The 13,521-nt window shown below is 62.2% G+C and carries 12 protein-coding genes and 1 pseudogene; 6 read left to right on the top strand and 7 right to left on the bottom strand.

Going from position 1 to position 13,521, the window contains the following annotated elements; all coding sequences use genetic code 11:
* The first annotated feature begins 154 nt into the window (after positions 1–154).
* The 3 genes from NKH23_RS31975 (at position 155) to NKH23_RS31965 (ending at position 3,093) form a co-directional block, all read left to right on the top strand.
* Complete coding sequence (locus NKH23_RS31975; protein ID WP_352721771.1) at positions 155–946, top strand: ABC transporter substrate-binding protein; 792 nt, start codon at positions 155–157, stop codon at positions 944–946.
* Between the two features lie 108 nt (positions 947–1,054).
* Complete coding sequence (locus NKH23_RS31970; protein WP_292656040.1) at positions 1,055–1,729, top strand: amino acid ABC transporter permease; 675 nt, start codon at positions 1,055–1,057, stop codon at positions 1,727–1,729.
* 71 nt (positions 1,730–1,800) lie between these two features.
* Positions 1,801–3,093, top strand: a complete 1,293-nt coding sequence (locus NKH23_RS31965) for a cysteine desulfurase-like protein (RefSeq protein ID WP_352721772.1) — start codon at positions 1,801–1,803, stop codon at positions 3,091–3,093.
* On the opposite strand, the gene NKH23_RS31960 is transcribed toward NKH23_RS31965, so the two are convergent.
* The gene (locus NKH23_RS31960) at positions 3,024–3,896 is read right to left on the bottom strand and encodes an NAD(P)H-dependent oxidoreductase (protein WP_352917055.1); all 873 of its coding nucleotides are present in this window, start codon (positions 3,894–3,896) and stop codon (positions 3,024–3,026) included. The two genes, NKH23_RS31965 and NKH23_RS31960, sit on opposite strands and share 70 nt — an antisense overlap.
* 93 nt (positions 3,897–3,989) lie before the next feature.
* Here NKH23_RS31960 and NKH23_RS31955 point away from each other — a divergent pair, with 93 nt between their 5' ends.
* Positions 3,990–4,910: a LysR family transcriptional regulator gene (locus tag NKH23_RS31955; RefSeq protein WP_352721774.1), complete on the top strand. Its 921-nt coding sequence runs from the start codon at positions 3,990–3,992 to the stop codon at positions 4,908–4,910.
* Between the two features lie 22 nt (positions 4,911–4,932).
* Here the strand turns inward: NKH23_RS31955 and NKH23_RS31950 are convergent, their stop codons facing one another.
* From NKH23_RS31950 to NKH23_RS31930, 5 genes are read right to left on the bottom strand one after another with little or no spacing between them, the layout of a single operon-like run.
* Positions 4,933–5,763, bottom strand: coding sequence for a dipeptide ABC transporter ATP-binding protein (locus tag NKH23_RS31950; protein ID WP_254816240.1), 831 nt, complete (start codon positions 5,761–5,763; stop codon positions 4,933–4,935).
* The gene (locus NKH23_RS31945; protein WP_352721776.1) at positions 5,760–6,635 is read right to left on the bottom strand and encodes an ABC transporter ATP-binding protein; all 876 of its coding nucleotides are present in this window, start codon (positions 6,633–6,635) and stop codon (positions 5,760–5,762) included. The genes NKH23_RS31950 and NKH23_RS31945 overlap by 4 nt, the downstream gene beginning before the upstream one ends.
* A 4-nt stretch (positions 6,636–6,639) precedes the next feature.
* The gene (locus NKH23_RS31940; RefSeq protein WP_023676823.1) at positions 6,640–7,557 is read right to left on the bottom strand and encodes an ABC transporter permease subunit; all 918 of its coding nucleotides are present in this window, start codon (positions 7,555–7,557) and stop codon (positions 6,640–6,642) included.
* Between the two features lies 1 nt (position 7,558).
* On the bottom strand, positions 7,559–8,566 hold the full coding sequence (locus NKH23_RS31935; RefSeq protein ID WP_352721778.1) for an ABC transporter permease subunit: 1,008 nt from the start codon (positions 8,564–8,566) through the stop codon (positions 7,559–7,561).
* A gap of 58 nt (positions 8,567–8,624) precedes the next feature.
* Positions 8,625–10,217 carry an ABC transporter substrate-binding protein gene (locus NKH23_RS31930; RefSeq protein WP_352722205.1) on the bottom strand — a complete coding sequence of 531 codons (1,593 nt, stop codon included), beginning with the start codon at positions 10,215–10,217 and terminating at the stop codon, positions 8,625–8,627.
* A 478-nt stretch (positions 10,218–10,695) separates the two neighbouring features.
* On the opposite strand from NKH23_RS31930, the gene NKH23_RS31925 reads away from it, so the two are divergent.
* Positions 10,696–12,663 carry a long-chain fatty acid--CoA ligase gene (locus tag NKH23_RS31925; RefSeq protein ID WP_352722206.1) on the top strand — a complete coding sequence of 656 codons (1,968 nt, stop codon included), beginning with the start codon at positions 10,696–10,698 and terminating at the stop codon, positions 12,661–12,663.
* An 85-nt stretch (positions 12,664–12,748) separates the two neighbouring features.
* Positions 12,749–13,396, top strand: a complete 648-nt coding sequence (locus tag NKH23_RS31920; protein WP_502908465.1) for a class I SAM-dependent methyltransferase — start codon at positions 12,749–12,751, stop codon at positions 13,394–13,396.
* Here NKH23_RS31920 and NKH23_RS31915 read toward each other — a convergent pair.
* A pseudogene (locus NKH23_RS31915) lies at positions 13,386–13,521 on the bottom strand (IS630 family transposase); the annotation flags it as partial. The gene NKH23_RS31920 and the pseudogene NKH23_RS31915 overlap by 11 nt on opposite strands.

Raw genomic sequence — 13,521 nt, 5'->3', positions numbered from 1 at the left:
GCTTAAAACTTTCGCCTTGAAAAGCGCCGTACTTTGGATAGCATCCGATGTCTTACGACTGCCGTGCCGGGAGGGCTTTCCGGCAGTCCCGTCACTTGGCGCATCAAAACCGTGCGGGGCCAAACCCGTCCGATCACAACCAGAGGGAACGAAAATGAACTTCACCCGTCGCAACCTGCTTCTTGTTGCTGCCGCCATCGGCATCGCCGGCGGCCCGGCCTATGCCGAAGGCACGCTGAATGTCGGCGCCTATCCGACCAATCCGCCTTTTGAATACAAGAACGAGAGCGGCACGTTCGAGGGTTTCGAAGTCGACATCATCAACGAAGCGGCAAAGCGTATCGGCATGACCACTGATATCGCCGACCTCGGTTTCCAGGCGTTGTTCGCCGCCACCACCTCGAAGCGTATCGACGTCGCCATCTCGTCGATCACCATCACGCCGGAGCGGCTGAAGTCGCAGTCGTTCACGCAGTCCTACTATGATTCCGACATGGGCATCGCCGCGAAGGCCGACAGTCCAATCAAGGCCGAGGCCGACCTTAAGGGCAAGATCGTCGGCGTGCTGTCCGGCTCGACCGGCGAAGCCTGGGTCAAGGCCCACCAGGAGGCGGACGGGTTCAGTGACGTCAAGGGCTACGACACCCAGCAGAATTTGCTGCTCGATCTCAGCTCCGGCCGCGTCGATGCGGCGGTGAGCGATATTCCGGGCCTGGAATATTCCTTCACCAGGATGAAGGATCTCGCCGTAAAAGAGCGCATCAAGACCGGCGAGCAGTACGGCCTGATGATGACCAAGGACCACCCGCTGCTCGGCAAGCTGAACGACGCGCTGACCGCGATGAAGAAGGACGGCACGCTGGCCGCGATCCACAAGAAGTGGTTCGGCAGCGACGCACCGGCCGATTCCTCGACCGTCAAGGAAATGCCTATGCCGAAGGCCTGAACGGCAGTTCGCGCTTAAATGTCGTGCCGGCTTTCGTGCCGGCACGATTTCGGATTTCGGGCTCGGGCTCGAGCGTCGCGGGACGCCAAACGTTTCGGAAATGCTGCGATGTCGCTGCTGGACACCTTCTTCAACGCCGACGTCATGGTCTCCAGCCTGCCGGCGTTGCTGCGCGGTTTCCTGAACACGCTGCTGCTCGGAATCATGAGCATCGGCATCGGTATTCCCGTCGGCCTCGCGATCAGCCTGGTGCGGCTCTATGCGCCAAAGCCGCTTCGGCTGCTGGCTGTCGGCTACATCGACATTTTCCGGGCGATGCCGGTGCTGGTCGTGCTGATCCTGATCTACTATGCGCTGCCGTTCCTCGGCATTCGCCTGTCATCGTGGACGTCCGCGGTGATGGCCTTCGCCATCATCATGGCGGCCTATTCGGCCGAGGTGTTCCGCTCCGGCATAGAAAGCATTCCGCGCGGCCAGTTCGAGGCGGCGCAGGCGCTCGGCCTGCCGTTCTTGCTGACCTTGCGCAAGGTAGTGCTGCCGCAGGCGATCCGCGTCGTCATTCCACCGATGACCAGCAACTGCGTTTCGATGTTCAAGGACACCTCGCTCGCCTCCACCGTGGCGCTGCCGGAACTGCTGAAGGAAGCGACCAACGCGCAATCACTCTATGCCAACCCCTCACCGCTGATCGGCGCGGCGCTGGTCTATCTCATCTTTCTCTGGCCGATGGTCCGTCTCGTCAGCCTCCTGGAACGCCGCTTCCAGACCGAAAAGACCCGCTGAGGGCGCGAACGATTTCCATCGGCCAATTCTCCGAACATCAACTTCCGTTAGGCACTTCGCAGGAGACGACCTTGAACCAGCATCAGATTTCGAAAACGGGCGATGCCGCAGCTTTCCCAGTCGAGACGATCCGCGCCATGTTTCCCGCCTTGCAGCAAGCCGGAGACTTCGTCTTCATGGACAACGCCGCCGGCGCGCAGATCCCGCAAAGCGTGCTCGATGCGGTCACCAACCATTTGGTCGCGCATAATGTGCAGCGCGGCGGCCGCTATGGCCGCAGCGTCACCGTCGATCAAGCCGTCGCCGGCGCGCGCGAAAGCGTGGCCTTGCTGATCAACGCTACCAACCCGGCGGAGATCTGCTTCGGCATGAACGCCACTTCGTTCATCCGCCTGGTCAGCCTCGGCATCGGCCAGATGCTTTCTGAGCGCCCAAACGGGGAGCGTGACGAGATCGTCATCACCGACATGGATCACGACGCCAATATCGCGACGTGGCTGGCGCTGGCGCCCGCCGGCGCCAAGTTCAAATGGTGGCGGATGCGTGAGGACGGCAATCTGCATGTCGACGATTTGCGCCCGCTGGTCTCCGAGCGCACCCGGCTCGTGGCCTGCACGGTGACGGCGCATTCGATCGGCTCGATTGTCGACGTTGCTTCCGTGGCTGGGATTGCGCATGCGGCAGGCGCTGAAGTGTTCCTCGACTGCGTGCATTACGGGCCGCACGGGCTGATCGATGTGCAGGCTTGGGACTGCGACTATCTGGTCTGCTCCGGCTACAAGAATTTCTCGCCGCATATGGGCTTCCTGTGGGGCCGCTTCGAAACTCTGAAGCGCCTGCCGACCTTCCGCGAAGATTTCATCCCCGACGAGCCGCCTTACAAGATCGAGGCCGGTACCTTCATTTACGAGAACGTCTCCGGCATGGATGCCGCGGTGCGCTACCTCGAATCGATCGGCCGCAATTTTGCTCCAGCCAATAACCGGTCGCGCCGCGACAACATCGTCGCCGGCATGAATGCCATCCGCGACTACGAGCAGGTGCTGGCGCGCGAAATGCTGGCGGTGCTCAAAGATTGCGGCGCGACGATCTACGGCGTGGCCGAAGAGGCACGCCTCAGCGAGCGCGTGCCGACCTTCTGCTTCAACATCGGCACGCTGTCGCCGCAGAGGATCGTCGAGGAGATGGCCGAGATGCAGATCGGCATTCGCGACGGCCACATGTATGCGCCGCGCCTGATGAAGCGGCTCAACCTCAGCATGGACAGCGGCGCCGTGCGCGCCTCGCTGGTGCATTACAATACGATCGAGGAAGTCCAGCGCTTCGGCGAGGCGCTGCGCACCATCATTGCCAGGCTGTCCTGATCGGGCTGACCGGCGGCGCCGGCGCGATCCTCGTGAAGCGCGAAGGCGGTCGCACCCGGGTTCTCCAAGCCGGGACGCAATTGCATGCTTGGGATCAAGTAATCGCCGCCATTCTGCTGCCGATAAGGAATGGGCTGGATTGTCTCGAGCGTCCGCATCCTTTCGCGCAGTCGCTCCGCGACAGGCTCGAAATCGGCCTCCCCAAAACGGTCCACCCTGTAGACCACGAACGGCGGAAGCACGTCGTAGCCCGGATAGTATAGAATTCCGTGATTGATCGGGAACAGCAGGTCGTCGATCGGGCCGTTGACGCCGCGAGCGGAATAATGCTCCTCCCAGCCGCCGGTGGTCACGATCAGCATCGCGCGCTTGCCGGCGAGCGTTCCCTCACCAAAGCGGTCGCCCCACCGCTTATCGCTGTGCTCGCCGACGCCATAGGCGAAGCCGTAGGCGTACACCCGATCGACCCAGCCCTTGAGGATCGCCGGCATGGCGTACCACCACAGCGGGAATTGGAGGATCAGGGTATCGGCCCATAGCAGTTTGTCGATCTCCGCTTTGACGTCATCGGTCAGAGTGCCGCTCGCAAAAGCTTTTTTGGAGGCGCCGGCCGGAATGAAGCGTGCTTCGGGCGGCCACGACGGAAAGTCGGCACGGTCTACCTCGGATTTCCAACCATCGGCATAGAGGTCAGACACCCGCACCTCGTGGCCCTGGGCCTCGAGTTCCCTAATGGCGACGTCACGCAAGGCGCCGTTGAGCGAACGCGGTTCAGGATGCGCAAAAACAAGCAGGACTTTCATGGGTCTACTCCGAAGAAGGACGATAGACACCAAAGGTAGCCAGCCGTGGGCTAATCCACTATATGTAGTGAATGTATAAGATAATGCCGAATAATGGATAGATCGGACGTCACCCTCGAACGCATGCGCACCTTCGTTCGCGTTGCCGAGCGCGGCAGCCTCTCGGCGGTGGCGCGCGAACTCGGAGTTGGGCAGTCGACGGTCACACGGCATTTGCGAGAACTCGAGGAGGCCGTCGGCGTGCCCTTGCTCAGCAGGACCACCCGGCGCGTCACGATGACCGATGAAGGCAGCCGTTACTATGCCGACAGCGTCCAGATCCTGCGCCTCGTTGAGCAGGCCGGCGACGAGGCGCGGGGCACGCGCGGCGCGTCGGCCGGCACGATCCGGATATCCTGCACGGCGGCGCTCGGGGTCTTGCATGTCAGCCGGCTGATCTTCGGCTTTCAGGACCGCCATGCCCATATCGGGATCGATCTCAGCCTCACAGACGAGCGCATAGATCTTGTGCGGGAGGGCGTCGACATCGCGCTTCGCCTCGGTCCGCTCACCGACAGCTCGATGAAGCTGCGGGCGCTCGGCCAGTCCCGGCGTCTGCTGGTGGCGGCGCCGGCCTATCTGGCGGCGCGGGGCAGACCGGCTGTCCCGCAGGATCTGCCTGGCCATGAAGGCATCCGGATGTCGAACATCGCGGGAAGCGACACGCTCACCCTGCAGGGGCCTGGCGGCGAGACCTTTGCGGTGCCCTTTGGCGGGCGATTTCGTGTGGACCATGGGCTTGCCGCGCGCGAAGCCCTTGTCGCCGGACGCGGTATCGCACCCGCGCACCACTGGCTTGTCGACGATCTTCTGGCGGCCGGCCGGCTGGAGGTGGTCATGCCGGACTATTTTCCGCCTCCCGTCCCACTGAGCATGCTGATCGTCCCGGAACGCGCCGGCATTGCCCGGGTGCGGCTGCTGGTCGACTTTCTCGCCGAGCAGATTGCCGGCATTCCGGGGATCGAGAAGCGGTAGCCGGCCGGCAAACCTTGCCGGATCAGGCGGCCTTCTTCTTCGCCAACCTTGCCTTGATGCTGGCAACGTCGGCACGCGGCGTCGCCGCAAACAGCGTCCTGGTGTAGCTGTGCTTGGGGTCGGCGAAGACCTCGTCGCGCGAGCCGTATTCGACGGCTTCGCCGAAATACATCACCATCACGTCGTCGGCGATGTAGCGCACCACCGACAGGTCGTGGCTGATGAAAACATAGGTCAGCTGAAACTCGTCCTGCAGGTCGGCAAGCAGGTTCAGCACCTGGGCCTGCACCGAAAGATCAAGTGCCGAGACCGGCTCGTCCAGCACCAGAAGGCTAGGGTTGAGCATCAGCGCGCGGGCAATGGCGATGCGCTGGCGCTGGCCGCCCGAAAACATATGCGGGTAGCGATTGTAGTGCTCGGGGCCGAGACCGACCTTCTTCAGCATCTTCATGGCAAGATCGCGCCGCTCGTCGGCCGTGCTGTCGGTGTTGATGAGCAGCGGCTCGCCAAGCACGTCGCCGATCTTCTGGCGTGGATTGAGCGAACCATAGGGGTTCTGGAAGACGATCTGCACCTTGCGGCGCATTTCCTTCGACAGGCCGTCCCTGGCGATGTCCACCTTCTTGCCGTCGATGAAAAGCTCGCCGGAGGTCGCCGGATCGATCAGGGTGATGATGCGGGCGAGTGTTGACTTGCCGCAGCCGCTCTCGCCGACGATGGCCAGCGTCTTGCCCTTGTCGACGCTGAACGAAACACCCTTGACCGCATGAACCGTACGAGAGGGGCGGAAAAGCCCGCCGCCGACATGATAGTCGCGCACGATGTTCTTGCCTTCGACTACCGTCACACTCATGCGGCGGTTCCTCCTGCGGATCGAGCTGCGACTACAGACGGGGCCGGCTCGAACAGCATGTCGGACACAGTAGGCAACCGGTCGCCGACGGCGTTTTCCGGCAGCGCCGACAGGAGCGCGCGCGTGTAGTTGCTCTTAGGGGACTCGAACAGCGACAGCACATCGGCCTCTTCCATCTTGCGGCCCTTATACTGGACGATAACGCGGTCGGCGGTCTCGGCGACGACGCCCATATTGTGGGTGATCATGATCAGGCCCATGCCATATTTGGTCTGCAGGCCGACCAGCAGATCGAGGATTTGCTTCTGGATGGTGACGTCGAGGGCCGTGGTTGGCTCGTCGGCGATCAAAAGCTTAGGATTGCAGGCGATGGCAATGGCAATCATGACGCGCTGGCACTGACCACCCGACATCTGGTGCGGGAAGGAGCCCAGCCGTTCCTGGGGGTCGGCGATGCCGACGAGCTGCATTAGTTCGATGGCACGCGCCCGGCGCTGGGCGCGGTCCATGCCCATGTGGAAGCGCAGCACCTCCTCGATCTGGAAGCCGACGGTAAAACACGGGTTGAGGCTGGCGACCGGCTCCTGGAAGATCATGGAGATGTCCTTGCCGACGATCTTGCGCCGCTCGGATGGGCCGAGCTTGAGCAGGTCGATGCCGTCGAAGGCCATGCGGTCCGCCCTCACCGTCGCCGTGTTCGGCAAAAGCCCCATCACCGCCAGCATCGCCACCGATTTTCCCGAACCGGATTCGCCGACGATCGCCAACACCTCGCGCGGTTCGACCGACAGGTCGATGCCTTGTACCGCCATGAATGGTCCGGCGGCGGTGTCGAAGGAAACGGTCAGGTTCTTGATCTCGAGAAGAGGCATTGGATTATGACCTCTTCAGCTTGGGGTCGAAGGCATCGCGCAGGCCGTCGCCGATCAGATTGATGGCAAGCACAGTGATCAGGATGGCAAGGCCGGGGAAGGTCACCACCCAAGGCGCGCGCAGGATGAACTCGCGCGCCGAGGCGAGCATCGTGCCCCATTCCGGCGTCGGCGGCTGCGCACCGACACCAAGGAAGCCGAGCGCCGCGGCCTCGAGAATAGCGTTGGAGAAGGACAGCGTGGCCTGCACGATCAGCGGTGCCAGGCAGTTCGGCAGGATCGTCCTCACCATCAAGCGAAGATGACCGGCGCCGGCCACCTTGGCGGAGATCACATATTCGCGGTTCTTTTCTGCCATCACGGCGGCGCGGGTGAGACGCGCGAAATGTGGCTGCAGCACCAGCGCGATCGCCAGCATGGCGTTGAACAGGCCGGGGCCGAGGATCGCCACCAGCACCAGCGCCAGAAGCAGCGACGGGAAGGCCAGGATGATATCCATGATACGCATGATCAGCGTGTCGACCCAGCCGCGGAAATAGCCGGCGAGCACGCCAAGCACGATGCCGCTGGTGAGCGAGAAGACGACCACCACCAGGCCGATGAACAGCGAGAAACGCGCCCCGAAGATCAACCGTGAAAGCATGTCGCGGCCGACCGCATCGGTGCCGAGCAGGAACATCGATTTGCCACCTTCCTGCCAGGCAGGAGGTGCCAGCAGCGCATCGCGAAACTGCTCGTCGGGCGAATGCGGGGCGACGAACGGCGCAAAGATCGCCACCAGCACCAGCGCCGAAAACACGACAAGGCCGATGACGGCCCCGGTGTTCATCGAGAAGTAGTGCCAGAACTCGGCAAACGCCCTTTGCCTGCCGCCTGTCGGGATGGAGGCAGCGGTGGCTTCGGCGGCGGATTCGTCGGTCATCTCACTGCACCCGGATGCGCGGATTGATGACGGCGTAGAGCACGTCGACGATCAGGTTCACCGCCATGACGATCAGCGCGATGATCAGCAATCCGCTCTGGACGACGACATAGTCGCGCTTGCCGATGGCGTCGATCATCCATTTGCCGATGCCTGGCCAGGAAAAAATGGTTTCGGTCAGAATGGCGCCCGCCATCAACGTGCCGACCTGCAAGCCAATGGTGGTGACCACCGGGATCAGCGCGTTGCGAAAAGCGTGCAGCCCGATGACACGGCGCGGCGCCAAGCCCTTGGCGCGCGCGGTGCGGACATAGTCCTCGCCCAGCACCTCGAGCATCGCCGAGCGCGTCTGGCGCGCTATGACGGCGAGCGGGATCGTCGCCAGGACGATCGACGGCAGGATCAAATGGCTGACGGCGGATCTGAAAGCGCCGCTCCTGCCGGAGATCAGGCTGTCGATCAGCATGAACCCCGTTGTCGGCTTGAAGAAATACTGCAGGCCGATGCGGCCGGAAACCGGCGTCCAGCCGAGATAGCCTGAGAAAAAGATGATCAGCAGCAATCCCCACCAGAAGATCGGCATTGAATAGCCGGTCAGCGCGACACCCATCGTCGCCTGGTCGAACCACGAGCCACGCTTGACCGCAGCGAAAATGCCGGCGGGGATGCCAAGCAGAATGGCGATGATCAACGCCACCGTCGCCAGTTCCAGCGTGGCCGGAAACAGCGCCTGGAATTCGCCGAGCACTGGCCGCTTGGTGGCAATCGATATGCCGAAATCGCCGGTCAGGACCCTGCCGATATATTCCAAATACTGGATGACATAGGGCCGGTTGTAGCCAAACTGCTCGACGAGCTGGGCGTAGCGTGCGGGGCTGACACCGCGCTCGCCGGCCAGGGCCAGGATCGGATCGCCCGGCAGAAGCCGGACGAAAGCGAACGCCGCCAGCGATATGCCGAACACGGTCGGGATGATCAAAGCGAGCTTGTGGAGGAGATAACGGAGCATCTTGCTTCATAGAACGGCGGCGCTGGGAGTCCAGCGCCGCCGTTCAATTTCTCAGAACTTATTCGCTGACGTCGACGCCATCAAACCGATGAATGCCAAGCGGGTCCATAACGAAGCCCGCGACCTTCTTGTTCATCGGCATGAAGACCTTGGAGTGGGCGATGGTCAGCCATGGGGCCTCACGCTTGAACACGGCCTGAGCTTCCTCGTAGATCTTGGTGCGCTCGGCGACGTCGGTCGTCGCCTTGCCCTTTTTCAGCAGGCCTTCGAACTCCTGATTGCACCAGATTGCATAGTTGGACTGGCCGATGGCATCGCAACCGAGCAGGAAAAAGAAGTTGTCCGGATCGCCATTGTCACCGGTCCAGCCCAGCTGGAAGGCGCCGTCGCGATCCTTAGCCTTGCCGCGCTGGCGGTACTCGGTCCATTCGTAGCTGACGATCTCCGCCTTGACGCCGACGGCGGCATAGTCGGCCTGGATCAACTCGGCGACGCGCTGGGCGTTCGGGTTGTAGGGACGGCTGACCGGCATAGCCCAGATCTTCATCGACAGATCCTTGACGCCCGCGTCGGCCAGCATCTTCTTGGCCGCCTCTGGATCATAGGGATCGTCCTTGATGTCCTTGTTGTAGGACCACATGGTCGGCGGGATCGGGTTGATGGCCGGCGCGCCGGCGCCCTGATAGACCGCGTCGATGATCGCCTTCTTGTTCACCGCCATGTTGAGAGCCTTGCGGACCTCGACCTTGTCGAAGGGCGGCTGCGTCGTGTTGTAAGCCATGTAGCCGATATTCAGGCCTTCCTGCTCGTCAACCTTGAGGTTCGTGTCGGCCTGCAGTCCGGCGATGTCGGCCGGCGCCGGGTACGACATGATATCGCACTCGCCGGCCTTGAGCTTCTGCGCGCGCACGGCCGGATCGGGCGTGATGGCGAAGATCAGATCGTCGATCTTCTGGCGGCCGCCATAGTAGCCGTCCCATGCCGCGTAGCGGATGACCGCATCGACCTGATAGTCGACGAACTGGAACGGACCGGTGCCGATCGGTTTCTGGGTGAACTGCTGCCGAGTGCCGGCCTTGTCGAGCTGGTCGGCATATTCCTTGGAGACGATCGAGGCGAAATCCATGCCGAGATCCGGCAGGAAGGCAACCTCAGGCTTGTTCAGCACGAATTTCACGGTCAGATCGTCGACCTTGACGATTTCCTTCAGAAGTTCCGGGAAGCCCATGCCGGCAAAATATTCCCAGCCGGTACCTTCCAGATAGCTAAACCACGGGCTTTCCTTCTTCCACTGGCGTTCGAAAGAAAAGATCACGTCGTCGGCGTTAAGGTCGCGCGTCGGCGTGAAATAGTCGGTCGTCTGGAATTTCACACCCGGGCGAAGCTTGAACGTGTATTCGAGACCGTCGTCGGAAACCGTCCAGCTCTCGGCGAGGCCGGGCGAGATGGTGGTCTTGCCATGCTCGAACTCGACCAGGCGCGAATAGATGGTGCGCGACGAGGCGTCGAAGTCGTTGCCGCCGCTCCATGGTGACGGGTCGAAGCCGGCCGGCGATGCCTCCGAGCAATAGACCAGTTGTTTTGCATTGGCCATGCCGCCCAGGACGCTTGCAGCCAGCAACGCGGCTGCAAAAGTCAGTTTCTTTTTCATTGAGCACTCCCTGATGTTCTTCCAAGCCCCTCTATCAGGCTCGCGAAGCGCGCATATAAGCACCGTTTTTCTAGCTTTGGAACTCCTCGTTTGCCTAACCCACGGGAAGCAGAAAAAAATTCCGGCACGCAGCAAATTGTGGAAAAAACGAGCGGAATCCGCAGATCACGACATTATTAGCGACTTCAATTTTTTGTTGATCGGCGATGCCGCCAATTGGGGGAATCGAGCCGTTCGGTTCAAGAGATGCGCGTCCGAAAAGCAGTCGCGGCCGAGAGGTTTGACGGCAAGTCTTACCGCACTGCCAGGTGGGCGAGGCTTGCACGGCCGCCGCTAGTGGCAATACATAGATAGATGGAGAGCGTGCCGGATTTCCCACGTTCCGGGCATTGCGGCAAACGTGGATACCTTTGTTCGTCAGGGGCGGCGGTGGCGCTCAAGCGTGCCGAAACGATAAGAACGATTGAGGGAGCGACAGGTGGCAAAACCGGCAAAGACAACGACCGCGGCGAAAGCAAAGGCCGCCGAGGCAACATCGAAAGCGGTCAAGCCAAAAGCGGCCGCCGCCAAGCCGAAGGCTACCGCGAAGGCAAGCGCGAAGCCGGCGGCGAAGACCGCGGCGGCAAAGGCTGCCAAACCGGGGGCCGGCAAGACGGCGCCTGCCGCAAGCTCTGCCGCCGCCAAGCCGGCGGCGAAAGCAGTGCCGACAGCGCCCAAACAGGCGGCAGGTCCAGCCAAGAGATTACCGAAGGCGATCACGTCGCTGGCCGCCGGCCTGCCGGAAAAACCGTGGCTCAAGAGTTACCCAAAGATCGTGCCGGCTGAGATCGGCAACCTGCCCTCCAGCTCGATCGGTGACTTTCTCGTCGCCGCCTGCAAGCAGTTTGCCAATCGGCCGGCCTTCGTCTGCATGGGCAAATCGATCACCTATGCCGACCTCGAGCGACAATCGGCGGCCTTCGGCGCCTATCTGCAATCAAAGGGGCTGCAGAAGGGCGCGCGTGTCGCGCTGATGATGCCGAACGTGCTGCAATATCCGGTGGCGATGATGGCAGTGCTTCGCGCCGGCTATGTCGTGGTGAACATCAATCCGCTCTACACGCCGCGCGAGCTGGAGCACCAGCTCAAGGATTCCGGCGCTCAAGCCATTGTCATCCTCGAAAATTTCGCCTGCACCTTGCAGGCGGTGATCGCCAGGACCGCGGTCAAGCATGTCGTGGTCGCCACGATGGGCGACATGCTCGGTGGGCTCAAGGGAACGATCGTCAACTTCGTTGTACGCCGCGTCAAGAAGATGGTGCCCGCATGGTCACTGCCCGGCCATGTCAAATTCAACGCCGCATTGAAGGCCGGCTCCGGCGTGACCTTCAAACCCGCCGAGGTCGTGGCCGACGACATCGCCTTCCTGCAATATACAGGCGGTACGACCGGCATCTCCAAGGGCGCGATGCTTTTGCACAGCAATGTCTTGGCGAACGTCGCGCAGAACGCGCTCTGGGTCGAAGACGCCTACACGGTCAAACCGAAACCGGCGCATATGAACTTCCTCTGCGCGCTGCCGCTCTACCATATCTTTGCGCTCACCGTGAACGCGATGATGGGAATGCAGCAGGGCGCACAGAACGTGCTCATCCCCAATCCGCGCGACATTCCCGGCTTCGTCAAGGAGCTGCAGAAATTCCCGATCCACATCTTCCCGGGCCTCAATACGCTGTTCAATGCGCTGCTCAACAATGAGGATTTTCGCAAGCTCGACTTCAAGCCGCTGATCCTGACGCTGGGTGGCGGCATGGCGGTGCAGAAGGGCATCGCCGAGCGTTGGAAGGCGCTGACCGGCTGCCCGATCAGCGAGGCCTACGGACTCTCAGAAACTTCGCCGGGGGCGACCGCCAACAAATTCAGCGACGGAGTCTACACCGGCACGATCGGCCTGCCGCTGCCCTCGACCGAGATCGCCATCCGCGACGACGACGGCAACAATTTGCCGCTCGGCGAAGTCGGCGAAATCTGCATCCGCGGACCGCAGGTGATGGCCGGCTACTGGAACCGGCCGGACGAGACCGCCAAGGTGATGACCAAGGACGGCTTCTTCAAGTCGGGCGACATGGGCTTCATGGACGAGCGCGGCTACACCAAGATCGTCGACCGTAAGAAGGACATGATTCTGGTTTCCGGCTTCAACGTCTATCCGAACGAACTCGAAGAGGTGGTGGCGCAGCATCCGGGCGTGCTCGAAGTGGCGGCGATCGGCGTGCCGGACGAGCATTCGGGTGAAGTGCCGAAGCTGTTCGTCGTCAAGAAGGACCCGGCACTGACCGCCGAAGCGCTGGTGGCTTATTGCAAGGAGAACCTGACCGGCTACAAGCGCCCCAGATATATCGAGTTCCGCGCCGAACTGCCGAAGACGCCGGTCGGCAAAATCCTGCGGCGGGCGTTGCGGGGCTAGACGCGGCTTGAGCGATTGCATCGTCAGCGCCCACGCCGTGGATACAGGTACGCGTCCGGACCCGGCAGAGTTCATCCGGGCGAACATGCGGATCGCCGCAGTGCCTGCGGTTCCCGAAATCCGGCTTTACACTGCCCATCCCGGAAGCGGGCTCAGGCGGCTTGTCGAGTGGAACCAACACGGCATCGAGGAAGACGGACCTGAACCGGAGCCACCGTACTGGGCCTATGTCTGGGCCGGCGGCGCGGTGCTTGCCCGCTACATAATGGACCGGCCGGAGACCGTGGTCGGGCGTCGCGTGCTCGATCTCGGCGCCGGCTCGGGCCTTGTCGGCATCGCGGCGGCGAAAGCCGGAGCGAGCGAGGTCGTCGCGGCCGAAATCGATCGTAATGGCGTGGCCGCGCTCGGCCTCAATGCGACTGCGAACGGCGTCGCTATCATGATCATTGGCGAAGACATCACCGGCGGTCCGCCGCCACCAGTGGATATCGTGATGGTCGGCGACCTGTTTTACGCCCACGATCTCGCCGGCCGGGTCGTTCCCTTCCTCCAACGCTGCCTTGGAGCCGGCATCGCCGTGCTGATCGGCGATCCTGGCCGCGCCTATCTGCCCCGCTCGCGGCTTCGCCTGCTGGCCGAATACGAGGTGCCGGATGTCGGCGAAGGCAGGAATGCGGCGATGAAACCGAGCGGCGTGTTCTCGTTCGGACCAGCTAGAGTCTTCACGTTTTGACGGAAGCGTATCCGGCGTTTGTGAAGTAGTTTTTGCATTCGCCGGGTTCGATCGTCGCAACGAGGTGGCCGATGTGGCGCCAAGTGTCCTCGACGGTACGCTTCTGAGCTTGTCGCATCCAATGC

The sequence above is a fragment of the Mesorhizobium sp. M1328 genome (assembly GCF_040318075.1).
GTDB lineage: Bacteria > Pseudomonadota > Alphaproteobacteria > Rhizobiales > Rhizobiaceae > Mesorhizobium.
The sequence above is the reverse complement of the archived record's forward strand: the minus strand, read 5'-3'. Positions and strand labels throughout refer to the sequence as shown.

What these genes read in the sequence shown, in the direction of transcription:
- NKH23_RS31975 (WP_352721771.1), top strand. Translation starts at nt 155, where the DNA reads ATGAACTTCACCCGTCGCAACCTGCTTCTTGTTGCTGCCGCCATCGGC.
- NKH23_RS31970 (WP_292656040.1), top strand. Translation starts at nt 1,055, where the DNA reads ATGTCGCTGCTGGACACCTTCTTCAACGCCGACGTCATGGTCTCCAGC.
- NKH23_RS31960 (WP_352917055.1), bottom strand. Translation starts at nt 3,896, where the DNA reads ATGAAAGTCCTGCTTGTTTTTGCGCATCCTGAACCGCGTTCGCTCAAC.
- NKH23_RS31955 (WP_352721774.1), top strand. Translation starts at nt 3,990, where the DNA reads ATGGATAGATCGGACGTCACCCTCGAACGCATGCGCACCTTCGTTCGC.
- NKH23_RS31950 (WP_254816240.1), bottom strand. Translation starts at nt 5,763, where the DNA reads ATGAGTGTGACGGTAGTCGAAGGCAAGAACATCGTGCGCGACTATCAT.
- NKH23_RS31945 (WP_352721776.1), bottom strand. Translation starts at nt 6,635, where the DNA reads ATGCCTCTTCTCGAGATCAAGAACCTGACCGTTTCCTTCGACACCGCC.
- NKH23_RS31940 (WP_023676823.1), bottom strand. Translation starts at nt 7,557, where the DNA reads ATGACCGACGAATCCGCCGCCGAAGCCACCGCTGCCTCCATCCCGACA.
- NKH23_RS31935 (WP_352721778.1), bottom strand. Translation starts at nt 8,566, where the DNA reads ATGCTCCGTTATCTCCTCCACAAGCTCGCTTTGATCATCCCGACCGTG.
- NKH23_RS31930 (WP_352722205.1), bottom strand. Translation starts at nt 10,217, where the DNA reads ATGAAAAAGAAACTGACTTTTGCAGCCGCGTTGCTGGCTGCAAGCGTC.
- NKH23_RS31920 (WP_502908465.1), top strand. Translation starts at nt 12,749, where the DNA reads ATGCGGATCGCCGCAGTGCCTGCGGTTCCCGAAATCCGGCTTTACACT.